General features: G+C 63.4%; 24 protein-coding genes. 9 read left to right on the plus strand and 15 right to left on the minus strand.

What is annotated here, in order from left to right; translation table 11 throughout:
- Positions 1-170: 170 nt before the first annotated feature.
- Positions 171-653, plus strand: coding sequence for a CinA family protein (locus AC54AG_RS04710; protein WP_496629611.1), 483 nt, complete (start codon positions 171-173; stop codon positions 651-653).
- Here AC54AG_RS04710 and AC54AG_RS04715 read toward each other — a convergent pair.
- On the minus strand, positions 643-2415 hold the full coding sequence (locus AC54AG_RS04715; protein WP_496629612.1) for a GGDEF domain-containing protein: 1773 nt from the start codon (positions 2413-2415) through the stop codon (positions 643-645). The genes AC54AG_RS04710 and AC54AG_RS04715 overlap by 11 nt on opposite strands.
- Positions 2416-2606: 191 nt before the next feature.
- Between AC54AG_RS04715 and AC54AG_RS04720 the strand changes: the two genes are divergently transcribed.
- The 3 genes from AC54AG_RS04720 (at position 2607) to AC54AG_RS04730 (ending at position 6587) form a co-directional block, all read left to right on the plus strand.
- On the plus strand, positions 2607-3335 hold the full coding sequence (locus tag AC54AG_RS04720; RefSeq protein ID WP_496629613.1) for a P-loop NTPase family protein: 729 nt from the start codon (positions 2607-2609) through the stop codon (positions 3333-3335).
- On the plus strand, positions 3336-3677 hold the full coding sequence (traM, locus tag AC54AG_RS04725) for a conjugal transfer transcriptional regulator TraM (protein WP_496629614.1): 342 nt from the start codon (positions 3336-3338) through the stop codon (positions 3675-3677). It abuts the gene before it with no gap.
- 90 nt (positions 3678-3767) lie between these two features.
- A complete protein-coding gene (locus tag AC54AG_RS04730; RefSeq protein WP_496629615.1) occupies positions 3768-6587 on the plus strand; it encodes a M16 family metallopeptidase in 2820 nt (939 codons plus the stop codon).
- 6 nt (positions 6588-6593) lie between these two features.
- Here AC54AG_RS04730 and AC54AG_RS04735 read toward each other — a convergent pair whose 3' ends face one another.
- On the minus strand, positions 6594-6995 hold the full coding sequence (locus AC54AG_RS04735; RefSeq protein ID WP_496629616.1) for a ribosomal maturation YjgA family protein: 402 nt from the start codon (positions 6993-6995) through the stop codon (positions 6594-6596).
- A gap of 89 nt (positions 6996-7084) precedes the next feature.
- Positions 7085-7990 (minus strand): LysR family transcriptional regulator, encoded by a 906-nt coding sequence (locus tag AC54AG_RS04740; RefSeq protein ID WP_496629617.1) that lies wholly within the window; start codon positions 7988-7990, stop codon positions 7085-7087.
- Between the two features lie 99 nt (positions 7991-8089).
- On the opposite strand from AC54AG_RS04740, the gene AC54AG_RS04745 reads away from it, so the two are divergent.
- On the plus strand, positions 8090-9382 hold the full coding sequence (locus AC54AG_RS04745; RefSeq protein WP_496629618.1) for an SGNH/GDSL hydrolase family protein: 1293 nt from the start codon (positions 8090-8092) through the stop codon (positions 9380-9382).
- On the opposite strand, the gene cysK is transcribed toward AC54AG_RS04745, so the two are convergent.
- Together cysK and AC54AG_RS04755 are read right to left on the minus strand one after the other, a co-directional pair.
- Positions 9343-10275: a cysteine synthase A gene (gene cysK / locus AC54AG_RS04750; protein WP_128141793.1), complete on the minus strand. Its 933-nt coding sequence runs from the start codon at positions 10273-10275 to the stop codon at positions 9343-9345. The genes AC54AG_RS04745 and cysK overlap by 40 nt on opposite strands.
- Positions 10276-10374: 99 nt before the next feature.
- Entirely contained in the window at positions 10375-10839 is a 465-nt protein-coding gene (locus AC54AG_RS04755) for an FKBP-type peptidyl-prolyl cis-trans isomerase (protein WP_034746152.1), read from the minus strand.
- A 95-nt stretch (positions 10840-10934) separates the two neighbouring features.
- Here AC54AG_RS04755 and thpR point away from each other — a divergent pair, with 95 nt between their 5' ends.
- The gene (thpR, locus tag AC54AG_RS04760) at positions 10935-11453 is read left to right on the plus strand and encodes an RNA 2',3'-cyclic phosphodiesterase (protein WP_496629619.1); all 519 of its coding nucleotides are present in this window, start codon (positions 10935-10937) and stop codon (positions 11451-11453) included.
- Here the strand turns inward: thpR and AC54AG_RS04765 are convergent.
- Positions 11450-12295: a tRNA threonylcarbamoyladenosine dehydratase gene (locus AC54AG_RS04765; RefSeq protein WP_496629620.1), complete on the minus strand. Its 846-nt coding sequence runs from the start codon at positions 12293-12295 to the stop codon at positions 11450-11452. The two genes, thpR and AC54AG_RS04765, sit on opposite strands and share 4 nt — an antisense overlap.
- A gap of 112 nt (positions 12296-12407) precedes the next feature.
- On the opposite strand from AC54AG_RS04765, the gene pdxH reads away from it, so the two are divergent.
- Together pdxH and AC54AG_RS04775 are read left to right on the plus strand one after the other, a co-directional pair.
- Positions 12408-13616: a pyridoxamine 5'-phosphate oxidase gene (gene pdxH / locus AC54AG_RS04770; protein WP_496629621.1), complete on the plus strand. Its 1209-nt coding sequence runs from the start codon at positions 12408-12410 to the stop codon at positions 13614-13616.
- Between the two features lie 127 nt (positions 13617-13743).
- Positions 13744-14991, plus strand: a complete 1248-nt coding sequence (locus AC54AG_RS04775) for a class I SAM-dependent methyltransferase (protein WP_070301069.1) — start codon at positions 13744-13746, stop codon at positions 14989-14991.
- Between the two features lie 22 nt (positions 14992-15013).
- Here the strand turns inward: AC54AG_RS04775 and msrA are convergent, their stop codons facing one another.
- Positions 15014-15547, minus strand: coding sequence for a peptide-methionine (S)-S-oxide reductase MsrA (gene msrA / locus AC54AG_RS04780; protein WP_219328026.1), 534 nt, complete (start codon positions 15545-15547; stop codon positions 15014-15016).
- 177 nt (positions 15548-15724) lie between these two features.
- On the opposite strand from msrA, the gene AC54AG_RS04785 reads away from it, so the two are divergent.
- Complete coding sequence (locus AC54AG_RS04785; protein WP_034746143.1) at positions 15725-16231, plus strand: flavin reductase family protein; 507 nt, start codon at positions 15725-15727, stop codon at positions 16229-16231.
- Between the two features lie 39 nt (positions 16232-16270).
- On the opposite strand, the gene AC54AG_RS04790 is transcribed toward AC54AG_RS04785, so the two are convergent.
- From AC54AG_RS04790 to pyk, 8 genes are all read right to left on the minus strand, one after another.
- Positions 16271-16957, minus strand: coding sequence for an OmpW/AlkL family protein (locus AC54AG_RS04790; protein ID WP_072454932.1), 687 nt, complete (start codon positions 16955-16957; stop codon positions 16271-16273).
- 98 nt (positions 16958-17055) lie between these two features.
- Positions 17056-18441, minus strand: coding sequence for an SGNH/GDSL hydrolase family protein (locus AC54AG_RS04795; RefSeq protein WP_219328028.1), 1386 nt, complete (start codon positions 18439-18441; stop codon positions 17056-17058).
- A 241-nt stretch (positions 18442-18682) separates the two neighbouring features.
- Positions 18683-19702 carry an L-threonylcarbamoyladenylate synthase gene (locus AC54AG_RS04800; RefSeq protein WP_496629622.1) on the minus strand — a complete coding sequence of 340 codons (1020 nt, stop codon included), beginning with the start codon at positions 19700-19702 and terminating at the stop codon, positions 18683-18685.
- Positions 19699-20895: a 5-(carboxyamino)imidazole ribonucleotide synthase gene (locus AC54AG_RS04805; RefSeq protein ID WP_496629623.1), complete on the minus strand. Its 1197-nt coding sequence runs from the start codon at positions 20893-20895 to the stop codon at positions 19699-19701. Before AC54AG_RS04805 ends, AC54AG_RS04800 begins: the two co-directional genes overlap by 4 nt.
- Positions 20896-20910: 15 nt before the next feature.
- Positions 20911-21408: a 5-(carboxyamino)imidazole ribonucleotide mutase gene (gene purE / locus AC54AG_RS04810; protein WP_034746126.1), complete on the minus strand. Its 498-nt coding sequence runs from the start codon at positions 21406-21408 to the stop codon at positions 20911-20913.
- 1 nt (position 21409) lies between these two features.
- The gene (locus AC54AG_RS04815; RefSeq protein ID WP_034746123.1) at positions 21410-22303 is read right to left on the minus strand and encodes a phosphoribosylaminoimidazolesuccinocarboxamide synthase; all 894 of its coding nucleotides are present in this window, start codon (positions 22301-22303) and stop codon (positions 21410-21412) included.
- A 104-nt stretch (positions 22304-22407) separates the two neighbouring features.
- Positions 22408-23472, minus strand: a complete 1065-nt coding sequence (fba, locus tag AC54AG_RS04820; protein ID WP_034746119.1) for a class II fructose-bisphosphate aldolase — start codon at positions 23470-23472, stop codon at positions 22408-22410.
- A 79-nt stretch (positions 23473-23551) separates the two neighbouring features.
- Positions 23552-25000: a pyruvate kinase gene (gene pyk, locus AC54AG_RS04825; RefSeq protein ID WP_046684386.1), complete on the minus strand. Its 1449-nt coding sequence runs from the start codon at positions 24998-25000 to the stop codon at positions 23552-23554.
- Positions 25001-25007: the final 7 nt, after the last annotated feature.

Below are 25007 nucleotides of genomic sequence, written 5' to 3' on the forward strand. Positions count from 1 at the left end.
GTTCGAGCGATGCGCACCTGGGTGACGCAGCGACAGAGCGCCTGCCGGCCCGAAGTGGTAGCAAATGTATAAAAGAGTGTACGCATTTTCGCTGATACCGGGGAAAGTTTCTTTTGCCGTCGGCCATGCTACAGTCTTGCCACCATTTTCACCGCATGCAGGAGTCATCCATGAGCAAGGAACTCGTCCCCCTCTCCACCGCAGTCGGCCTGGCCTTGCAGGCGAAAGGCCTGCTGCTGGCCACGGCCGAATCGTGCACGGGCGGCGGCGTGGCGCAGGCCGTCACCGATATCCCGGGCTCGAGCGCCTGGTTCGAACGGGGTTTCGTTACGTACTCCAACGGGGCCAAGAGCGGCATGCTGGGCGTGCCTGCCGAACTGATCGCCGCACACGGCGCCGTCAGCGAGGAAGTGGCCGCCGCCATGGCGCAAGGCAGCCTGGTCCACAGCGAAGCCCAGGTGGCCGTCTCGACCACGGGCATCGCCGGCCCCACGGGCGGCGTGCCGGGCAAGCCCGTCGGCACCGTCTGCTTCGGCTGGGCCATGGACGGGCGCGTGCAGACGCAGCGGCTCGTGTTTGCCGGCGACCGCCAGGCCGTGCGCGAGCAAGCCGTGGCGCACGCGCTGCGCGAACTGCTGCGCTTTATTCAGTAGCGTCGGCGATGCAGGCGCGGTCGCGGCCCGCCTGTTTGGCCGCATACAGCGCGCTGTCGGCGCGCATCAGCAATTCGTGGCGGCCGGCGCCGTGGCGCGGATATTCGGCGATGCCGGCCGAAAAGGTACAGCCCGTCAAGCTGTGCGGCGCCTGCTGGATCAGCAGCTGGCGGTAGCGCGCGGCGATATCGTCGATCTTGTGCGCCGCGATGAGACTGTCGGCTTCGCGCAACAGCAGGCAGAATTCCTCGCCGCCATAGCGGCAGACCATATCGGTGCCGCGCAGCTGGCCTTCCACCAGGCGCGCGAACTGGATCAGCACTTCGTCGCCAAAGTTGTGCCCGTAGGTATCGTTGACGCGCTTGAAAAAATCCAGGTCGATGATGGCGATGGCCACGGGCGCATCCGCATCGGCCTCGTGCAGGATGGCATTGAGGCAGGTTTCAAAATGGCGGCGGTTGTACAGGCCCGTCAGGTGGTCGCGCATGGCCTGCTCCTTCAGGCTATCCTGCAGGGAATTGACGTGCAGGATCTGGTGCGCCAGTTCGCGGTTCAGGTGTTCGAGCTTGACGTTTTCCGATTCGCGCGCGGCCTGCAGCTCCAGCGCCTTGTCGCGCTCGGCTTTCAGGCTGTGCATTTCCTTTTCCAGATTGCGCATCAGGCTGCGCGACGCGCGCGCCGACTTGCTGCTGGCCTCGTACGCGGCCTGATATTGCTGCAGGAAACCATACGCGGCCTGCCATTCGCCCAGCTGGGCGTTGATGTCGGACAAGCCGCGCAGGATCTGCTGCTGGTGAAACGGATTGCGCGTCCAGCTCAGCAGGCTGTGCGCCTGCGTCAGCGACGCCAGCGCCTGCGCCGTCTGGCCCGCGTGCAAGTCGAGCTTGCCGCGCACCAGCCACGCATGCATCTGCTCTTCCAGGTCCTGACCCCGGCGCGCGTACTCTTCGGCCCGCAACAGCAATTGCAGGGCACTGTCGGGCTGGCGCAGCAGGATCGCGGCGTGGGCGGCGATGCAGAAAAGAAAGGCGCGCACGGCCAGGTCTTCTTCCGGCCACTCGTAAAACGGTTCCACCAGCGCCAGCGCCTCGGCCGGCTTGCCCGTGGCCAATAAACACATGGCCAGGTTGGCCGACACGATGGTTTGCTGGTATTTGAGCTTTTGCGTGCCGATGATTTCGAGCGCCTCGAACAGCAGGGGAATCGCGTCTTCATCGTTGCCCAGGTCATGCTGCGACGACGCCAGGTTCGACAGGCTGTTGACCCGGTGCGCGGGACTGCCGAAACGCTCGGCGATGTCGAGCGCCAGCAGGAAGTTGCGCGGGCCGTCCTGCGTATCGCCACGGTTCAGGGCATCGACGCCCAGGCGCGCGTACAGCATGAATTTGTGCAGCGAGTCGGGTATCTGCGCGGCCTGGCTGCGCGCCTGCAGGAAATGCTGCTCGGCATCGGCAAAATCGCCGCGCCGGCTCGCATACGCGCCCTGCAGGGCGGCCACTTCCATGCCCCCCTCCAGGTCGCCGCTGTGCTGGAAATACGCGCCCAGGCGCTCGCATGACGGTTCGGCCTCGCCCGCGTAATACGCGAGCCAGCAATGATTGAGTTCCGCATACGCGCCGCCGCGCGCATACTGTTGCCGTTGCGCGGCCGCCAGCGCCATCTGCGCCAGCCGGCGCGCCTGGCGGCGGTTGCCGACCAGGCAAGACAGGGCTTGCTGATTCAGACGGTCAATGTCGGCTTTATCGAGACTGGAGATCGGCACTGCGTCCTCGTTCACACTCTGGGGTGGATTTTTCACACAAAACTTGCTCTACATCAATGGTATCCTGATTAACATCATAACCAGATTCGCTGTTCCGCATGGCATATTTGCAAAGGATTGTGGTAAAAATGCCAGTCGCCGCTGTCACGGATCTTTGATTGTCACTGACGCAACAACTTGGAGTAGTCGCAATGCAAAACACGGTACATTTCATCCTGCAGGGCAAGGGCGGCATCGGCAAGACCCTCGTCTCGACCCTGCTGGCCCAGTGGATAGGCGGCAAGGACGACGCGCCTTTGCGCTGCTATGACACCGATCAGGAAAACGCCACGTTCTCGCGCTACAAGGCGATGAACGTCAAGCACGTGCCCGTGATGACGGATGCGCGCAACATCGATCCGAAACGCTTCGACGCGCTGATGATCGACATTCTCGACACGGACGGCAACTGCGTGATCGACAATGGCGCGAACACGTTTTCGCCGCTGATGGGCTACTTGCTGGAAAACGACTGTTTTTCGCTGCTGGAAGAATCGGGCCGCAAGGTCTACATCCACACCATCGTCGGCGGCGGCGATACCTTGCACGACACGGCCACGGGTTTTGTCGCGACCGCCCAATCGACGAAGGTACCGCTGGTGCTGTGGCAAAACGAACACTTCGGCCTGCTGCAATCGGCGTCCGGCAAGCAGTTCGTCGAATCGCAGTCGTACAGCGACAACCGCGCGCGCGTGAAAGGCAGCATCACCCTGAGCCAGCGCAATCCCGACACCTTTGGCGCGGACGTCAAGAAAATGAACACGGCGCGCCTGACGATGCAGGAAGTGCTGCAGAACGACAAGTTCAACATCATGGAAAAGCAGCGCATCAAGGTCGTCTACCGCGACATCTTCGAACAGCTCGACAAGGTGCAGTGGTAGATGGACCGGCACAAACTGCGCAGCCACGTGTTCGACAAGACGGGCATCAAGGTCGACGTCGATGACCCGATATTCGCCCTCGTGGCGCTGAACGAAGCCGTGCTGGCCGAAACCGTCGAGCGCCAGCTGACCCTGCTCGACGCCGCCACGCAGGCGCTGGCGGCCCAGGCGCGCGCGGCTGGCGGCTTGCCTGCGGCCGTGCCCCAGCCTGTGCCGCAAGCGCCCCTGTCCGCCCCTTGGTTTTCTCCGCGCGAATGGCGCTTGCTGGGCGCGGCTGCCATCGTCTCCATCGCCAGCGCGCTGTTGGTACTGGGCGGCGCGGCCCTCCTGTATAAACTGTAGCACCGGCCGTAGTAACGACCGTAGCACCGTCGCGCTGCGCCAGCCACGAGCGAGCCGCAGCGTCTTCTCCACCCATCCCTGGAAGCATGCATGAAACCGATCAAACTGCTGGCCCTCCCCGCCCTGCTGCTGTCGCTGTACGGCGCCCCGCTCACCCTCGCCCATGCCGCCGATGCCGCCGTCACGACAGGTGCGACGTCCGTGCCCCATATCGCCTACGAAAAATACACTTTGCCGAACGGCCTGGACGTCATTCTCGTGGAAGACCATAAATTGCCCGTCACGGCCGTCAACATTTGGTACCACGTGGGACCGGCGAATGAAGCGCCGGGCCTGACGGGCTTTGCGCATTTGTTCGAGCACATGATGTTTGCCGCCACCAAGCACGTGCCGCGCGGCATGGCCGACCAGTTGCTCGAAGGCGCGGGCGCCACCGATTCCAACGGCAGCACGGATTTCGACCGCACCAATTATTTCGACACGGTGCCGTCGAACCAGCTGGAACTGGCCCTGTGGACGCATTCCGACCGCATGGGCTATCTGCTCGACGTGCTCGATCAGACGGCGCTGACGAACCAGCAGGACGTCGTGCGCAACGAGCGCCGCCAAAGCGTGGAGAATGCGCCGTACGGCATCGTGCAGGAAGCGCTGTACCACCAGCTGTTTCCCAAGACCCACCCGTATTACGCCAGCGTCATCGGTTCGCACGCGGACATCCAGAACGCGAAGCTGGCCGACATCAAGGATTTCTTCAGCAAATACTATGGGCCCAACAATGCCAGCCTCGTGATCGCGGGCGACATCGACAAGGCGAAGACCAAGGAACTGGTCAATAAATACTTCGGCAGCTTCAAGAGCGGCCCGGCCGTGCCGAAACCGAATGTCGTGACGCCGCCCATCACGCAGGAACGCCGCATCGTGGTACAGGACCGGGTCGAGTTGCCGCGCGTCTTCATGGCCTGGCTGACGCCGTCCGCCTACACCAGGGACGACGCGGAACTGTCGATGGCCGCGCACATCCTGGCCGGCGGCAAGTCCAGCCGTTTATATAAATCCCTCGTGTACGACAAGCAGATCGCCCAGGACGTGGGCGCCAGCCAGGGTTCGAACGCCCTCACGTCGATTTTCACCATCGACGCGACGGCGCGCCCGGGCCGCAAGCCCGAGGAAATCGAGCAAGCCTTGCAGGCGGAGCTGGAACAATTGCGCGCCAAGGGCCCGACCGAGAAGGAACTGGAGCGCGCGCGCAACAGCATCGAGACGAGCATGCTGAGCCAGGTGGAAAAAATGGGCGGCCACGGCGTGGCCAACTTGCTCAACGAATACAACCAATACGTGGGCGACCCCGGCTACCTGGCCAAGGATATCGAACGCTACCGCCAGGTGACGGCGGCCGGCGTGCAGCGCGCCGTCGACCAGTACCTGAAGAACCAGTCGCGCGTGGTCGTCTATGGCGTGCCCGGCACGCCGGACCTGGGCGCGGAAGTGCCGACGCCGGCGCCGGGCAAGATCAAGCCTGCGCCGGGCACGGCCATCAATGCGGACGAGCCATGGCGCAATGCCGTGCCGAAGGCCGGTCCCGCACCGAAGATTGTTTTACCGCAAGGAAAATCGTTCACCCTGGCGAACGGCCTGACCGTGATCCACCACTACAACGGCGCCGTGCCGCTCGTGTCCAGCCAGCTTGTGGTGAAAAGCGGCTCGGGCGCCAATCCGCTGGCGCAGCCGGGCTTGTCGAGCTTTACGGCGCAATTGCTGCAGGAAGGCACGGCCACGCGCAGCGCGCCGCAGATCGCCGACGACGTGGCGCAGCTGGGCGCCCTGCTCAATACCGGCTCCGGCGTGGACGCGTCGTTCGCCCAGCTGACGTCGCTCAAAGCCACGTTCCCGCAAGCGCTCGACGTGCTGGCCGACGTGGTGCTGCACCCGCAATTCCCCCAGGAAGAAGTCGAGCGCCAGCGTGCCAGCCGCATCGGCGAACTGGCGCAGCAGCGCGAAAACGCGGGCGCGGTGGCGGCCAGAGTGGAAGCGGCGGCCCTGTATGGCCCGCAGCATCCATATGGCTACATCCAGCTGGGCACGGAAGCGGCGCTGAAAGCGGCCAGCCGCGCCGACTTGCAAGGTTTCTGGCAGCAGCATTACCTGCCGAACAATGCGGCGCTGATCGTTTCGGGTGATATCGGCGAGGCGGAATTGAAGGCGCTGGCCGAAGCGAAGTTCGGCAGCTGGAAGGCAGGCACGGTGGCGCCGTCCGTGGCCGCGGCGCCGCAGACGACGAAGGCAAAATTGATTTTGGTCGACAAGCCAGGCGCGCCGCAAACGGCCGTGCGCCTGTCGACCATCGCCGTGCCGCGCGCCACGCCCGATTACGCGCCGCTGCAAGTGATGAACGCGGCGCTGGGCGGCTTGTTTACCAGCCGCCTGAACACCAACTTGCGCGAAGAAAAGGGCTACACGTATGGCGTGCGTTCGCAATTCCAGTACCGCAATCAGCCTGGACCGTTCTCGATTGCCGCCAGCGTGCGCACCGATGTGACGGGCCCGGCCGTGTCGGAAACCGTCAGGGAAATTCGCGCCATGATCGCCAAACCCTTGGCTCGCCAAGAACTGGCGAATGCGCGCAACTCGCAAGTGCTGTCCTTGCCCGGCCAGTTCGAGACGAATGCCAGCATCAGCGCCAGCATGGCCAACACGTATATCTACGGCCTGGGCATCGACTACTACACGACCTTGCCGCAACGCTTTGCCAGCGTGACGGACAAGCAGGTGCAGCAGGTGGCGAAGAAATACCTGCAGCCGGAAAAGCTGATCGTCATCGGCGTGGGCGACAAGGCGAAGATCGCTCCGCAATTGTCGAAGCTGAAGCTGGCGCCCGTCGAATTGCGCGACGCGGAAGGTAACGTCAAGTAATCAGGATTAGCGGCGCTTGAACAGCGCCGCTTGATCCACCAGCGCCGCGATCGCCACGCCCGCCGTGTAGGCGATCAGGTCGACCCAGCCGAAGGCGGAGCCCAGCACGAGGTGTCCCAGCGGATGCGCGCGCAACGCGACGATCCACGGCGCCTGGTATAGCTGGCCGAATTCCACGGCAAAGCAGATCAGCAAGGCCGTCAGCGCCAGCTGCCACGTGCGCATGCGCGTAGCGACAATGCCCAACGCAAAGACGATCATCATGGCCCACAGGGCGTCGCCCGGATACTTGCCGAGCGCGGCGGGGACGAGTTGGGGAAAGGCGCGCGAGGCCAGGCCCAGCGCGATGACAGCCACGGTTGCGCCCACCTGCAGCAGGCGGCGGCGTTCAGGTTTTACCAGGAACATATTTCCATTCAAAGGCACAATACGGGCCGAACCATTGCGGCCCGTCCGATATTGTACTGCGCGGCCGTGTCCGGATGCAGCCTATCGCATCACTCCAGCTCGACGTGCTGCGCCAGGAAGTCGAGAAAGACGCGCACGCGCAGCGGCACATGCCCGCCTTGGCCCACGAACACAGCATGCACTTCTTCGCTGTCGCCGGGATTGCACTCTTCCAGCACGGCCTGCAGCTGGCCAGCCGCGATATCGGATCGCACCTGGAAGGCGGCCAGGCGCGCCAGTCCCAGCCCCGCCAGCGACAGTTGCCGCAAGGCTTCGCCATCGCTGGCCTGTGCATTGCCCGTGACCGGCACGACGATGTCGCCCTCGGGCAGGCGCAGCGGCCAGCCCGAGCGGGCGCGCGCGTAATTGGCGTCGAGCAAGTTGTGCGCGGCCAGCTCGGCAGGCGTCAACGGCGTGCCGCGCCGCGCCAGGTAGGCTGGCGATGCCACGATGACCATGCGCGTCTGGCCCAGCTTGCGCGCCAGCAGGCTGGAGCTTTTCAATGGCCCCGCCCGCACGGCCACGTCCGTGCGCTGCTCGAGGATATCGACGACGGCGTCCGTGAGCACGATGTCGAGCGTCACCTCGGGATAGCGTTCGAGAAACAACGGCGCCAGCGGCAACAAGAAATGCTGGCCGAAGGGCACGTTCGCATTGACCTTGATTCTGCCGCGCGGCACGTCCTGCACGCCAGCGCAGCGCTCGGCCTCGTCCAGCGCCGCCAGCACTTGCTGTCCCCGTTCGTACAGGCCGCAACCCTCGGCCGTCAGCTGCAGCTGGCGCGTGGAGCGGTTCAGCAGGCGCGCGCCCAGGCGCTCTTCGAGCCGCGAGACGAGCTTGCTGACGGCCGACGGCGTCATGCCGCAGGCGCGCGCGGCAGCGGAAAAGCCGCCGAGCTCGACCACGCGCACGAACACTTCCAGCTCGCCGGAGCGGTTCACTTCCAATCTGGCCATTGTGAATTCAACTCATAAATGTTCTTCGATGAGATAGTCTAGTACATAAATGGCTTTGCTTTCATCATGCAGGCATTCCCCTTGATGAAGCGAGCCGCCATGCAACGATTGTCCCTCTTCCCCGCCATCCTGCTGAGCCTGGCGCTGAGCACTAGCCCCGTCCAGGCAGCCAATGGCGATACCTCCTGGCTGGCCAGCTGGACGGCCAGCCCCCAAGCCGTGTGGAGCAGCGATTTCCTGTTCCCCAGCAATGTGCCCGCCGTGCTGCACGGGCACACCGTGCGCCAGGTGGCACGCCTCAGCGTGGGCGGCCCGCGCGTGCGCATCGTGCTGTCGAATGCGTATGGCAAGGTGCCGCTACGCATCGGCGCGGCCACCGTGGCGCTGGCCTCTTCCGGTTCGGCCATCGAAGCGGGCAGCCTGCGCACGCTCACATTTTCCGGCCAGCCGGCAGCCAGCGTGGCGCCGGGCGCGCCGCTCGTCAGCGACCCCGTTGACCTGTCCGTGCCGGACCTGGCTCGCCTGACGGTGAGCATCCACCTGCCGCAAGCCAGTCCCGTCTCCACGTTTCACTGGGATGGGCGCGAGACGGCGTGGATCGCCCCGCAGGACCAGACGCGGGCCGCGCGCATCGATGACGCGCCTGGCATGCAGACCACCACGGCGCGCCTTTTACTCAGTGCGATTCAGGTGGAGGCGGCGCCAGGGGCGCAAGCCGTGGCCATCCTCGGCGATTCAATTACCGATGGCGCCACTGCCAGCCTGGGGATGGATGCGCGCTGGCCCGATTTCCTGGCCAAGCGTCTGGCGCCGCACGGCGTGGCCGTGATCAATGCGGGCATTTCCGGTGCGCGGCTGTTGTCCGATGGCATGGGAGACAATGCCCTGGCCCGTTTCGAGCGCGACGTGCTGGCGCAACCAGGCGTGCGCACGGTGATCGTCTTGTTGGGAATCAATGACATCAGCTGGCCCGGCACGGCGTTTGCGCCACGGTCAAAACGGCCGACGTTGGAGGAGTTAACAAACGGCTACACCCAACTGATCGCCCAGGCGCACAGCCGCGGTGTGCGCGTGATCGCGGCCACCCTGACGCCGTTCGCCGGCGCCCTGCCCGGCACGCCCTTGAGCAACTATTATCAGCCGGAAAAAGATGCGCTGCGCCAGCAATTGAATGCGTGGATACGCGCCAGCGGCAGCTTTGATGCGGTGCTCGACTTCGACGCATTGGCGCGCGACCCTGCGCACCCGCTGCGCCTGCTGCCCGTCTACGACTCGGGCGACCACCTGCACCCGGGCGACGCAGGCAACCGGGCGCTGGCGGAAGGGACAGATCTGTCCCTACTATTTACAAATCAGTCGCCCAAGCCCGCGTACAAAGCCGTGCTCAGGTAGCGCTCGCCGAACGACGGGATGATGGTGACGATGTGCTTGCCCGCGTTTTCCGGACGGCGCGCCACTTGCAGGGCAGCCCACAGGGCGGCACCCGACGAGATGCCGACCAGCAAGCCTTCATCGCTGGCGGCCAGGCGCGCCGTGGCGAAGGCGTCGTCGTTCTTGACGCAAATAATTTCATCATAGATGGCCGTGTTCAAAATCTGCGGCACGAAACCGGCGCCGATGCCCTGGATCGGGTGCGGTCCCTTGGTGCCCTTCGACAGCATCGGCGACGCTTCCGGTTCCACGGCGATCACTTGCAGGCCGGGCTTGCGTTCCTTCAGCACTTCGCCGATGCCGGTAATCGTGCCGCCCGTGCCCACGCCGGCAACGACGATGTCCACTTGCCCATCCGTGTCGCGCCAGATTTCCTCGGCCGTCGTGGCGCGGTGGATGGCGGGATTGGCGGGATTGTTGAATTGCTGCAGCATCAGGTAGCGCGGATCGGCCGCCACCAGTTCCTCGGCCTTGCGGATGGCGCCCAGCATGCCTTCGCTGCCGGGCGTAAGCACCAGCTCGGCGCCATAGGCGCGCAGCAGGATGCGGCGCTCGCGGCTCATGGTGTCGGGCATGACGAGGGTGCAGCGGTAGCCGCGCGCGGCGCATACCATGGCCAGCGCGATGCCCGTGTTGCCGCTGGTGGGCTCGACGATGACGGTATCGGAATGGATCTTGCCTGCGGCTTCCGCGGCGACGATCATGGCCAGGCCGATGCGGTCCTTGACGCTGTGCGCGGGATTGTAGAATTCGAGTTTGGCCAGGATGGTGGCCACACTGCCGGCGGCGATGCGGTTGATGCGCACCAGGGGGGTGTTGCCGATCAGTTCAGTGACGTCGTTGGCGATGTTCATGGGGGTGGTCTCCACAGCAATTTCAGGAGAACCCAGTCTACCGCGTTTCAGAGCGTAAATGGCGGCGGCGCGGGCATGCGCCGCCGCCAAACTGAACAATTACTTCACGTCCAGCAATTCCACGTCGAAGATCAGTGCCGAGTTCGGCGGAATGTCGCCATTGCCGGCGCCGCGCGGGCCGTAGGCCAGTTCGCCTGGAATGATCAGGGTGCGCTTGCCGCCCACTTTCATGCCGGCCACGCCCTGGTCCCAACCCTTGATGACCATGCCCTTGCCGAGCGGGAAGTCAAACGGGCCACGACCGACGGAGCTGTCGAACTTCTTGCCGCGCGAATCTTTCGCCAGCGGACGGTACAGCCAGCCCGTGTAGTGCACGGTGACGTTACTGCCGACGGACGCTTCCTTGCCCGTGCCGACCTTGTTGTCGATCAGGATCAATTTATCGGCGACAGGGCCGGGGCTCAGCGAGACGGCCGAGGCGGGAACAGGCGCTGGCGCCTGTGCCTGCGCCAGCGACGCGGCGACGGAGCAGATCAGGGCAAACAAAACGGAGCTACGCGTCATGATGTATTCTTTCAGTGAGTTTCGGTAAGATCCCTGCCAGTGCAAGTGGGCAGGGAACGTCAATAATAGCAAACCGCCGCAACGATAGGAAAAACTTGTCGCCCGATACACACTGCCCCCGCCTGTTTTACGCACTGTGGCCCGATGCGGCCACGCGCGCGGCCCTGGCCGCCTGGCAGGCGCGCCTGGAAGGCAAACCCGTGCGTCCGGACAAGCTGCACCTGACCCTGGCCTTCCTGGGCCAGCGCCCCGCCGGCGACCTGCCGGCCCTGCTGGATATTCTGGCGCACACACCGGCGCATCCCATGCCCCTGCTGTTCGATCACGCCAGCCATTTTACGAAGCTGTCGCTGGCCTGGGCCGCCCTGGCGCAGCCGTCGCCCGCCCTGCTGGACTTGCGCGCGGCCTGCATGCGTAACTTGGCGGAACAGGGACTGGCGCCCCGCTTCGAGCACGACCGTTTTACGCCGCACGTGACCCTGGCGCGCCAAGCGCCGCCGCCGGCCATCGGGGACTTCGCGCCCATCGCCTGGCTGGCGGACGAGCTGGTGCTGGTGGAATCGCTCAAGAGCAGCGGCGACTACCGCATCCTGGCCAGCAGGAAATTAAGCTAGGCGGCGTCAGGCAAGGCGGTTAATTTGTCCTGGCGCAAGCTTTTCAGCGCATGCGCGGCCGCCACCATGCCGAAGCTGGCCGTCACCACCACGCTGGAACCAAAACCGGCACAGTTCAAGCCCGTCACGCCGGCGGGCGCGCCGCCATCGATGGCGCACGCTTCGGCGCTCTCGGGCGTGCTCAACGGTTCCATGGAAAACACGGCGTCGACATTGAATTTGTTTTTCACGCCACGGGGGAAACCATATTCGGTGCGCAACAGTTTACGTACTCGCTTGAGCAGCGGCTCCTGTTCCGTTTTCGACAGGTCGCGCACGGCGATCAGGGTCGGGTCCGTCTGCCCGCCCGCGCTGCCGATGGTCAGCATGGGAATGTTGCGCGCGCGGCAATATGCGATCACGGCCGCTTTCGCCTTGGCATTGTCGATGGCATCAACGAGGTAGTCGAAATCGCGCCCGCCCAGCAGTTGGTCCAGATTATCGGGGGTAATAAAATCCTCGATCTGCGTGACCTGGCAAAACGGGTTGATCAGTTCGATGCGTTCAGCCAGGGCCGTAATCTTGGCCTGGCCGATGGTGTCGCTCATGGCCTGGATCTGGCGGTTGATGTTCGATTCGGCAACATTATCGAGATCGATCAGGGTCAGGCGGCCGATGGCGCTGCGCGCCAGCGCTTCGACGATCCAGGAACCGACGCCGCCCACGCCGATCACACACACATGGGCGGCGCGGAAACGGGCCAGCGCGGGCGCGCCGTACAGGCGGGCGATGCCGCCGAAACGCCGCTCAAAATCGATCTCGGTCAAGTCCATGGAAATTAGTTCATTGGTGGAGGTATGCATGGCGCCATTTTAACGGACACTGCGCTGACGGATATTCTAAAATAGCCGAATTGACACAGCGACAAGCCGCACTGTCGCCACGCCCCCACACCGCCCACCACGAGAACTCGCCATGACCTCTCCCCTGTTCGACTCCGTTCCCGGCTTTGACCAGCCCATCGCCGTGCTCAAGCATTGTCACGACAAGATCCGCAAGCAGCTGACGACCCTGCAAAACCTGCTGGGCCATTTGGCGCAGCACGGCAACACGGCGGACGCGCAGCAGGCGGCCAAGGCGGTGTTGCAGTATTTCAATAAAGCCGCCCATCTGCACCATGACGATGAAGAGCAGGACTTGATGCCGATGCTGCAAGCGACCGCCACGGGCGACGATGCCGCCCTGCTGGCGACCCTGGTGCCGGAAATCCTGGCCGACCACCAGCGCATGGACCAGGCCTGGCTGACCCTGCGCCCGGAACTGGACGCGATCGCGGCCGGTACGGGCACGCAGCTGTCCGCCGATGGCGTGGCCGCCTACGTTGCCGCCTACCATGCCCATATGAGCAAGGAAGAGGGCCAACTGGCGCCCATGGCCAAGCGCCTGTTCAGCGCGCAACAAATGGAGCAGCTGGGCACGGCCATGCAGCGCCGCCGCGGCATCGCGCCCGATGTGCCAGAAGCTGCCGAAGTGCCGGACGCGGCCGCCGTGCTGGCCGCCATGCGCACCGATTACGTGCAATCGAGCCTGAGCGAGACGGACGTGCTGGCCGATCCCATCGCCCAGTTCCAGAAATGGTTTGCCGAGGCCATCAACGCGCAAGTGATGGAGCCGAACGCCATGGACTTGTCCACCGTCAGCCCTGATGGCAAGCCCAGCTCGCGCATCGTGCTGATCAAGCAGTTCGACGAGCGGGGTTTTACCTGGTACACGAATTACCACAGCGACAAGGGCCAGCATCTCGAACACAACCCGCACGCCGCCCTGCTGTTCTTCTGGCGCGAGCTGGAGCGGCAAGTGCGCATCGAGGGCACGGTGGTAAAAACCACGGCGGCCGAGAGCGACGAGTATTTCAATGTGCGTCCCCTGCAAAGCCGGCTGTCGGCGATTGCCTCGCAGCAAAGCGCGCCCATCGACAGCCGTGCCGCGCTGGAAAGCAATTACGAAGCCGTGGCTGCCGCCGTTGGCGACGCGCAGCCGCCGCGCCCGGCCCACTGGGGCGGCTACCGCCTGCAGCCGGAGCGCATCGAATTCTGGCAGGGGCGCCGTTCGCGCTTCCACGACCGCATCGTGTTTACGCGCGGTGCCGACGGGCAATGGAGCATGCAGCGCTTGCAACCATAAGCAGGATAGCCAAGGCGGCGCAACGCAAGCTGGTCAATATCGGTGTAGGCTATGAGGTTAGAAGTTACTAAATGACATTGTTTCTCAATTTGCGGCTCCAGCCGGGGCCGCTTCATTGGAGGCCATTTTGTTTGTACAAAACCAACTCAAGTCCTGGATCGCCAGCATCCGCAGCAAGACCGCCTTGCCGCTACGCATAGAATTGTGGAACGGCCAGCACGTCGACCTGTCCAGCGAAGCGCCGAGAGTCACTATCCGCCTGCCGACCGTCGCCTCGGCCCGCTACCTGCTGAACCCGTCGCTGGCGAATCTGGGCTCGGCCTATGTGGAAGGCAATATCGAAGTCAAGGGCACGGCCCAGGACATGATTTCCATCTGCAATGCCCTGGCGCGCAATACCTTGAAGCCGGAAGGCAAGCTGGCCCGCATCGTGCGCAGCTTTACGCATGACAAGAGCAAGGATGCGGAAGCCATCCGCTATCACTACGATGTGTCGAATGCGTTTTATGAACAGTTTCTCGACCCCGGCCTCGTGTATTCCTGCGCCTATTTCGAACAGGGCGATGAAACCCTGGCGCAGGCGCAAGTCAAGAAGATCGACCATATCCTGAAGAAAATCCAGCTGCAGCCGGGTCAGACCCTGCTCGACATCGGCTGCGGCTGGGGCGCGCTCGTCATGCGTGCCGCGCAGCAATATGGCGCCCGCTGCGTGGGCGTGACCCTCTCGGAAAACCAGTACGCGCTGGCGCGCGAGCGCGTGGCGGCGGCCGGCCTGGCGCACCTGATCGATATCCGCCTGCAAGATTACCGCGACGTGACGGGCCAGTTCGACCGCATTACCAGCGTGGGCATGTTCGAGCACGTGGGATTGAAACATTTGCCCAATTACTTTTCCATCATCAACAAGCTGCTGGCGCCGGACGGCATGGCGATGAACCACGGCATCACCTCGACCGATCCGGACAATGGCGAAACGCCGTACGGCGGCGGCGAATTCATCGAAAAATATGTGTTTCCGCATGGCGAGCTGGCGCACATCGGCAATGTCCTGAAAACCATGCAGCAGGGGGGGCTGGAAGTGCTGGACGTGGAAAACCTGCGGCGCCACTATGCGCGCACGTGCGCCCTGTGGACGGAAAATTTCGAAGCCCATGCCGAGCAGATCCGTCCGCTGGCGGGCGAACGGCGCTTCCGCATCTGGCACGTCTACCTGGCCGGCTGCGCCTATGCCTTCGAGCAAGATTTGATCAGCCTGTACCAGATCGTCTGCGTGAAGGCGGGGCGGCGTTCTTCCACCTTGCCCTGGTCGCGCAACTACATGTATGCGCAGGAGAATACGCAGGAAACAAGGCCGGCGCCCGTGCTCACGCCCTGACAGTCGGACACGTGCGGGGCGCTTACTTCAGGCGCCCCGCATACATGGCGCGGAATTTCTCCACCTTGGGCGCGACGACGAGCGCGCAATAGCCCTGCAAGGGATGCTGCTCGACATAATTCTGGTGGTACTCCTCAGCCGGATAAAAGGTGGCTGCCGGCGCCAGCTGCGTGACGATGGGCGCATCCCACACGCCGGCCATCTCCGCGAGCACCTTGCGCGCCACCTTTTCCTGCTCCGCCGACTGGTAATGGATGACGGAGCGAAATTGCGTGCCGACATCGTTGCCTTGCCGGTTCACGGTGGTGGGGTCGTGCAAAGTAAAAAAGATTTCCAGCAAGTCGTGATAACTGATGACGGCGGGATCGAATTCCAGGCGCACCACTTCCGCGTGGCCTGTCTCGCCCGTGCACACCTGTTCATATGTGGGGTTGGGCACGCTGCCGCCCGTATAGCCGGCCTCGACGCGCGTCACGCCGCGCACTTCCGCGTACACGGTATCGAGGCACCAGAAACAGCCACCGCCGAATACCGCTAATTCCGTCTGTTGATGCATGATGTCCTCCCGCAACGCCTCTGCGACGTATCATTTCATTACTGTAACGCAAAGCGCCATGGCCTGCAGTGCCGCTTGAAACGGTGCGTGGTGCACCGCACATAAGGGGCATGCCGGCCACGATTGCGCTGGCGCGGCCGATTTTTGGCATAATGTCAGCAAATAGACAGGTCACCCATGAACACACGCTCTCCCCGCGCGCCAGCGCAAGAATTCGATACGGCACATTTCCGCCAGGCACTGTCGCAGTTTGCCACCGGCGTGACGGTCATTACGACGCGCCTGGCCGACGGCAGTTTCCGCGGCTTGACGGCCAGTTCCTTCAATTCCGTCTCGCTGTCGCCGCCGCTGGTGCTGTGGAGCCTCGGTTCCGTGGCGAACAGCATGCCCATCTTCAGCGGCAACTCGCATTACGTCATCAACGTGCTCGGTGCCGAGCAGGCGGAACTGGCCACGCGCTTTTCACGCCGCACCCCGAATCCATTCGACGACGTCGAATACGAACTGTCGCGCACGGGCCAGCCCATCCTGAAAGGCGCGTCGGCCTGGTTCGAATGCCACAACCGCAGCCGCTATCCGGAAGGCGACCACGTCATTTTCGTGGGCGAAGTGGAACAATGCGCGTTTGCCGCGCAACCGCCCTTGATCTTCCACAATGGGAAGTTCAATACACCGCCAGCCTGAGCGGGACAAAAAAAAATCCGCCGAGGCGGATTTTTTGTTTTACAGGGTAAAGTTATACCCGATGCTGACACTCACGGCGAGCGGGTCGAGCGTGATGCTCTGCGTCTGCCCCGTCGAGAATTTCGCCTTGGTTTTCAGGAAAGTCTTGACCACGGCCACGTCGGCAAACCAGCGCTCGTTGATCGCCAGGGTGCTGCCAACCACCAGGCTGCCTGCCAGCTTGTTGTCCAGGCGGTAGGTGACCGGTTTTCCACCCGGATCGAGCAAGGCCGTCATCTGGCCCGAGCCTTTTTCTTTCTGGAAATAGGCATATGTCAAACCCGCGCCCACGTAAGGACGGATCATCGCATTGGGCTGGAAGAAGCGGTACTGGATGAAGGCCGTCGGCGGCAAGGCTTCCGCCGTCCCCAGCTTGCCCGTACCCTTGATGGAACCATCGCCGACCAGTTCATGCTTGTACGGCACGCCCAGGATCATTTCAGCTGAAATATTGTCCGTGATCATGTAGGCAAAGGTCAGGATGGGCTTGGTGTCCGCCTTGACGTCGGCCTTGGTGTTCGGCAATGCCGGCGCGGATATGTCGCCACTGTCGACGTGCGGCGTGATCTTGTTGACGCCGGCCTTGACCATCCAGGTGCCTGCGCTTTGCGCCGAAGCGCCCGTCGCCATGGCCATCGCGGCAGCCGCGGCCAGCACGCGTACAGCGGTATTCAAACGATTCTTCATCTTGTCTCCTGATTCATTGTGTGCGGAGTGTTCCGCTATCGAGTCTTGTCGCTGCCAGTGCCAGCCGCGCCCCGGAGACGCAGCTGGCACGGCCATCCTTACAGCCAGCCCCGCACAACCATGTCCTTGGCCACATAACGTGCCAGCAGCAGGTTGTTGAACGGCGTAGGATGCACATCGTCGGCATACGAGTAGTGGCTGACGTCGCCCGCTTTCAGGTTCGTGCCATTGCAGACCAGCGAGCTGCCCAGAATATTGCCTGGCGCGCTCAAGTCGCACGCCGTCTCGCTGACGTTGGTCAAGCCATACGGGCCAGGGTTGGTGGCCTGGTCATGACTGACGGCAAACACGTCGACCAGCAAGACTTTCGCATTGGCGCTCAGGCCGCCACTGAGTTCGCCGTTGAAGGCGCTGACCATGGCGTTGATGAGCGCCTTGGTATTGGCATCCTTGCTCAGGCCCGACGGCGTACCGGCCACGTCAGGCAGATTGTTGACGATGACATAGTTGGCGCCCTTGGCGATGATCTGGTCCTTGACCAGTGCCACCAGTTCGGTACCCGCTTGTTTCATGGCGGCAACCAGCGTCGGTCCCTGAGCCACGGCGTAATCGGCACCGGCCTTGGCGCCGGCAGCGTTACCCGTCACCGTCGCATCGGCTTGCGCCTTGGCGGCCAGGGCGGGGGCCAGGGTTGGGGCATTCGTATTGCCGGCAATCACGGCGGCTTGCACGGCGGCGCCGACGATGGTCGTCGACGTGGCGCCCGGCGCGGCGCTGGCCGTCTTGATGGCGGCGCCGATGGCAGCCGCTGCCGTGGCAGGGTTGGTGGCGCCAGCGGCCAGAGCCATGGCCAGGTTGGTGGCGAAAGCCTGGGCGCCTGCGGCCGCGCCGGCAGCCTGGCCAGCAGCGGTCGCGCCTGCTTGCAATGCGCCCAGCTGGAACAGCACGTCATTACCGCCGGCCATCACGAAAACGGCTTCCGTGCCGCTGAACTTGCCGCCGGAAACGGCCAGGTGGTTCGCGATCTGCGTCACCACAGGGACGGTCAGGGCGCCCAGCGGGCTGCCCGTCAATTTGTTGTTCGGACCGACGGGGTTGGTGACGCGCGAACCGCCCATGGCGTAGCCGTAGCAGCCGGCATGCTTGACGCGCGGTACGGAAAGGCCTTGCGCCGCATTCCCCTCCAGACCCGTCTCGGCGGCGCATGGCGCGGCCAGGCCAAATTGCGCGGCCAGGTGCTCGGTCCAGTTCTTGCCCGTCAGTTCAGGATTGATCTTGGTATTGTCGCCATTGATGGTGAACTTGCCGCCACCTTTCGCCTGCACCGTACCCACGGCATACGAGCCGACATCGGACAGGCTGTCGCCGAACGACACCTGCGCCGTGTATTTGACTTTCAAGGCTTGATCACCGCCACTGGCGCCGCCGCAACCTGCCAGGACAGCCGCAGCCAGCACGGCCAGCGCGAATTTTGTTTGATGCATTTTGTCTCCTCGGTCTTTTTTCTGGTTTCTAAACGAACGGGCGTGCTATTCGCTACCCAACTAATATGCCATCGTTCCTCAGGCTTGTATAGAAAATATGTTTTAAAAATCAACGAAATAACAACATCGCCAGCGCCCTGTCACGAGCGGCCGATCTGCTGAATTATGGAGGATTTACTATGTTTCGTGGCAAGCATTGCTATTGCGCTGCATCAATAAAAAGCCCCTTGCGGGGCTTTTTTCAGACGGACAGGAATTGCTGCAAGATACCACTTGAGCCGAACGCGGCACGCCGCAAACGATCATTGATGCCCAGCCACTCAGGGCCGGTCGGAGGCGCTTCGACGAGTATCAGTTCGGCGCCGACCTGGTCCATCGTGCGCAGCGAGGCATACAGCGCATGTGCGTAGTTTTCCGGCTTGGCGGCCAGGCGCACGCTGGCGCTGGCCGGCGGCAGATCCGAGTAATGGATCAGGGCCACGCGGCGCCCGTCGTTGAGCAGGCGGTTCAAGGTGGCGCTCACGTCATCGCTGTGCTGCATCGCAACAGGCGTATGTGGCGCGTAATGCGATTCCAGGGTACCCGAGGCACGCGGCGCGGCCGCGTCGGCAACAGCCGGTGCGCGGCCGATGACGGCGGCGATCTGCTCGCTGCTGATATGGCCAGGACGCAACAACACGGGACCATGTGTGGCCAGGCGCGACAGGTCGACGATGGTCGACTCGATGCCCACGTCGCTCTGCCCGCCGTCGAGCACCGCGCCCAGCAAGCCGCTGTCGAGTTCCGCCGCGAATTCATCGCGCACGTGCTGCGCCGTGGTGGGGCTGACGTTGCCGAATTTGTTTGCCGACGGCGCGGCCAGGCCGCCCTTGCCGCCCTTGAAAGTGCGTAGCAATTCGATAGCCACCGGGTGCGACGGGCAGCGCAAACCCACCGTATCCTGGCCGCCGGACACGGCGTCGGGGATATGCGCGGCGCGCTTGACGATCAGGGTCAGCGGACCGGGCCAGAAAGCGGCTACCAGTTGCTGCGCTTCCTGCGGAATATCGTCGGACCAGTGCGCCAGGTCGGCGCCGGGCGCCACGTGCACGATCACCGGGTGGTCCGATGGACGGCCCTTGGCTTCGTAGATGCGCGCCACGGCGGCCGGGTTTTCCGCATCGGCGCCCAGGCCATACACGGTTTCCGTCGGGAAGGCGACGAGGCCGCCCTCTTCCAGCACGGCAGCGGCCGCCGCCAGGTCTTGTGCGGGCACGCTCACGGCGCGATTCCCAGGATCAGGCAAGCGTCGCGCAACCGCTGCTGCGCCTGCGGCAACGTGGCGGCGATGAAGGTCAAATGGCCCATCTTGCGGCCACGGCGCGGGTCATCCTTGCCATATAGATGCAGACAGGCTCCCGGCAACGCCAGCACCTGGTCCCATGCCAGTTCAGTGACCACATCGCTGTCGCCGGCAAACCAGGCGTCGCCGAGGATGTTGAGCATCACGGCCGGCGAATGCTGGCGCACGTCGCCCAGCGGCAAGCGCGCCATGGCCCGCACCTGCTGCGCGAACTGGCTCGTAACGCAGGCATCCATCGTGTAGTGGCCGCTGTTGTGCGGGCGCGGCGCCATTTCATTGACCACCAGGCTGCCGTCTTCCAGCACGAAAAATTCGATGCACAGCACGCCGACGTAACCGAGTTCGGCCACCATGGCTTGCGCCGCCCGCTGCGCCTTGGCGGCGCAATCGTCGGACACGTTCGGGCCCGGCACGGTGGTGGTAAACAAGACGCCGTCGCGGTGCACATTCTCGGCGATCGGATAGACGACCGATTCGCCATCCACGCCGCGCGCCGTCAGCACGGACACTTCATACGCCAGCGGCAGCATCTTTTCCAACAGGCAAGTTACTTGTCCCATTTCCGCGAAGGCGGCACGCACCTCGTCGCGCGTGCGCACGCGGAATTGGCCCTTGCCGTCATAGCCCATGCGCACGGTTTTCAAGATACCCGGCAACAAGTCGTCGCCGATGGCGTCGATATCGTCTTGCGTGGCGATCACAATGTGCGGCGCCGGCAGCACGCCCGATTTCGAGGCGCAGTCGACAAAGAAACGCTTTTCCGCGATGCGGTCCTGCGCCACCGATACGCCATGGGCGTTCGGCGCCACGAACACGCGTTCGGCCAGGCGCGACAGGCTGTCGGCCGGCACGTTCTCGAATTCCGTGGTGACGGCCAGGCATTGCGCCGCCAGGGCGTCGAGGCCGGCTGCATCGCTGTAGCCGGCATTGATGAGGCGCTGCGCCACCTGCCCCGCAGGGCAGGCGTCCGATGGTTCCAGTACGGCCACCTGATAGCCCATGCTCTGGGCGGCCTGGGCAAACATGCGGCCGAGCTGGCCGCCACCCATCACGCCCAGCCACGCCGGTGGATGGGCGGCGGGCAGCAATGGGGAAGTCGATTTACTATTCATTATTTTTCAAACACATTAATCAGGCAAGACCATGGCCTTGGCGGCGGCCGTTTGCGTGGCACGGAACGCTTCCAGGCGCTCGGCCAGGGCGTCGTCATTGGCGGCAAGCATCGCTACCGCCGTCAGCGCCGCATTCGCCGCGCCCGCTTCACCGATGGCGAACGTGGCCACCGGCACGCCCTTGGGCATTTGCAGGATGGACAGCATGGAATCTTCGCCGCGCAAGTATTTCGATGGCACGGGCACACCCAGCACGGGCACGATGGTCATCGCCGCCACCATGCCAGGCAGGTGGGCCGCGCCGCCGGCGCCGGCGATGATGGCGCGCAAACCGCGCGCGCGCGCGCTTTTCGCGTACGCATACATCTCGTCGGGCATGCGGTGCGCGGAAATGACTTGCGCTTCGTACGGCACGCCAAACTGTTTCAGCATGGCGACCGCGTTCTGCATCACGTCCCAATCCGAAGACGAGCCCATGATGACGCCGACCAGCGGCTTGTTTTGCTCAGTCATCTCAGGCCTTCAGCTTCTCGCCCGTCAGGCGTTCGATGGCTTCGAAGTACTTGGCCTGGGTTTTTTCGATGACGTCGGCCGGCAGCGCTGGCGCCGGTGCGGTCTTGCCCCAGGTCAGCGTTTCCAGGTAGTCGCGCACGAATTGCTTGTCGAACGACGGTGGCGAAATGCCAGGCTGATACGAATCGGCGGGCCAGAAGCGCGACGAGTCGGCCGTCAGCACTTCATCCATCAAATGCATGACGCCATTGTCGTCCAGGCCGAATTCGAACTTGGTGTCGGCGATGATGATGCCGCGCGTGGCAGCGTATTCGGCGGCCGTCTTGTAGAGTTGAATGGCGACGTCGCGCATCTTGGCGGCCAGTTCGGCGCCGATGCGCTCTTCCATTTCAGCAAAGCTGATGTTTTCGTCATGCTCGCCCAGCTCGGCCTTGGCCGCCGGGGTGAAGATCGGCTCCGGCAGTTTTTCCGCCTGTTGCAGGCCCGCTGGCAGCTTGATGCCGCAGATGCTGCCCGTGTCCTGGTAATCTTTCCAGCCCGAACCGATGATGTAGCCGCGCACGACCGCCTCGACCATGATCGGCTTCAAGCGCTTGGCCACGACGGCGCGGCCCTTGACTTGTTCCACTTCCTCGGGCGCGACCACAGATTCCGGCGCCACGCCGGTCAGGTGGTTCGGCACGATATGGCCCAGTTTCTCGAACCAGAAATCGCTCATCTGGTTGAGAACCTTGCCCTTGCCGGGGATAGGCTCGTTCATGACGACATCGAAGGCCGACAGGCGGTCCGTAGTGACGATCAGGATCTTGTCGTCGCCAACGGCGTAATTGTCGCGGACCTTGCCGTGGCCCAGCAATGGCAGGGAGTGGATGGAAGTCTGATAGAGGCTGTTCATAGCGGGGGAATAGTTGGATGAAACGAAACCGGCAGGCAAGGGGTGCCTGCCGGTCGAGAAAATCGGGCACGGAGGATTGCCTCCGGCCCGTTCCAGACAGAATTTTACTTCACAATTTGCGACAGCTCGCCGGCCTTGTAGCGCTCGGCCATTTTTTCCAGTGGCATGGCCTTGATTTTCGACGCCTGGCCTTCGCAGCCGAATGCCTGCATGCGGGCGCGTACGATTTGCTCTGCGGCAAGACGGGCTGGCTTCAGGTAGTCGCGCGGGTCGAATTTCGACGGGTTCTCGAACAGGTACTTGCGGATCGCAGCCGTCATCGCCAGGCGGATATCGGTGTCGATGTTGATCTTGCGCACGCCGTGACGGATGCCTTCCTGGATTTCCTCGACTGGCACGCCGTAGGTTTCCTTCATGTCGCCGCCGAATTCGCGGATGATGGCCAGCAATTCCTGCGGCACCGATGAGGAACCGTGCATCACCAGGTGGGTGTTCGGGATGCGCGCGTGGATTTCCTTGATGCGGTCGATGGCCAGGATGTCGCCCGTCGGCTTGCGCGTGAACTTGTAGGCGCCGTGCGAGGTGCCGATGGCGATCGCCAGGGCGTCGCACTGGGTGCGCTGCACGAAGTCGGCCGCTTGTGCCACATCCGTCAGCAGTTGCTCGCGGGTCATGGTGCCGTCGGCGCCGTGGCCGTCTTCCTTGTCGCCCTTCATGGTTTCCAGCGAACCGAGCACGCCCAGTTCCGCTTCCACCGTCACGCCGATGGCGTGCGAGAATTTTACGACTTCACGCGATACTTCCACGTTGTATTCGTAGGAAGCAACCGACTTGCCGTCCGCTTCCAGCGAACCGTCCATCATCACGGAAGTAAAACCCGAGCGGATGGCGGCCATGCAGACGGCCGGCGACTGGCCGTGATCCTGGTGCATGACGACGGGGATGTGCGGATACGCTTCGACGGCGGCGTCGATCAGGTGGCGCAGGAAGGCTTCACCGGCGTACTTGCGCGCGCCAGCGGACGCTTGCATGATCACCGGGCTGTTGAGCGCATCGGCGGCGGCCATGATGGCTTGCACTTGCTCCAGGTTGTTGACGTTGAAAGCAGGAATGCCATAACCGTTTTCGGCGGCATGGTCCAGCAGTTGACGCATGGATACGAGAGACATGGTAATACTCCAGATAACAATAGAAACCGTTGCGGCGCTTCGCGGTCGATGACCGCGGCGGCGCCTGAATTCTTGGACCTTAGTCGAATTCTCCGACCTTCACAATTTTCAAGGCATTCGTGCCGCCCACCTGTCCCATCGGCTCGCCCCAGGTGACGACGATCATGTCGCCCTTGCGGACGATGCCTTGCGCCACCAGCAGCTCTTCCGCCTGCTTCAGCACTTGCGCGCTGGGGGCGTTCTGCATCAGATGATACGCCCGAACATTGCGGTACAGCGCGGCTTTGCGCAAAGTCGTGACGCTGGGTGTCAGTGCATAGATCGGCGTGTCGATACTGTGGCGGCTCATCCACAAGGCGGTGGAACCGGATTCCGTCAGCGCCACGATGGCTTTGACGCGCAAATGGTGGGCCGTAAACAGCGCGCCGTACGCGATCGACTGGTCGATGCGGGTAAACGTGACGTTGAGGAAATCGGCATCGAGCTTGTTGTATTCGGACTGTTCCGCTTCCACGCAGATGGCGGCCATCATTTCTACCGTCTCGATCGGGTATTTGCCCGAGGCCGTTTCGGCCGACGTCATGACGGCGTCCGTGCCGTCGAGCACGGCATTCGCCACGTCGGATACTTCCGCGCGGGTCGGCACGGCGTTGACGATCATCGATTCCATCATCTGCGTGGCCGTAATCGCCAGCTTGTTCGACGCGCGCGCCATCTTGATCATGCGCTTTTGCAAGGCCGGCACGGCCGCATTGCCCACCTCGACCGCCAGGTCGCCACGCGCCACCATGATGCCGTCGGAAGCGTCGAGAATTTCCTGCAGCGCAGGAATGGCTTCCGCACGCTCGATCTTGGCGATCATCATCGGCTTGTGGTGATACGGTTCACCGGCGATATTGGCCAGCTGGCGCGCCATTTCCATGTCGGTCGCGCATTTCGGGAAGGAAATGGCCAGATAGTCGGCCTGGAAACTCATGGCCGTCTTGATATCTTCCATATCCTTGGCCGTCAGCGCCGGGGCCGACAAGCCGCCGCCCTGGCGGTTGATGCCCTTGTTGTTCGACAGCTCGCCGCCAATTTTGACGGTCGTGTGGATTTCGCTGCCGTGGATGCGCTCGACGATCAGCACGATGAGGCCGTCATTCAGCAGCAGCACGTCGCCCTTGTGCAAGTCGCGCGGCAAGGCCTTGTAATCGAGGCCGACACGTTCCTGGTTGCCCAGTTCGCCGTTTTCGCCCCACTTGGCGTCGAGGATGAAGCGCTCGCCCGCTTCGAGCTGGATGCGCGTGTTTTCAAACTTGCCGACGCGAATCTTCGGCCCTTGCATGTCGGCCATGATGGCCACTTCGCGGCCGCACTCGGCGGCCGCCAGGCGCACCAGCGCCGCTCGGTCGATATGGTCTTGCGCCTTGCCGTGGGAAAAATTCAAGCGCACCACGTCGACACCCGCACGTATCATTTTGACCAGGATATCGAAGTCAGTGGAAGCGGGGCCGATTGTTGCTACGATTTTTGTACCGCGTGGCATAGGAGTC

The sequence above is a fragment of the Janthinobacterium sp. BCJ23 genome (genome assembly GCF_059617945.1).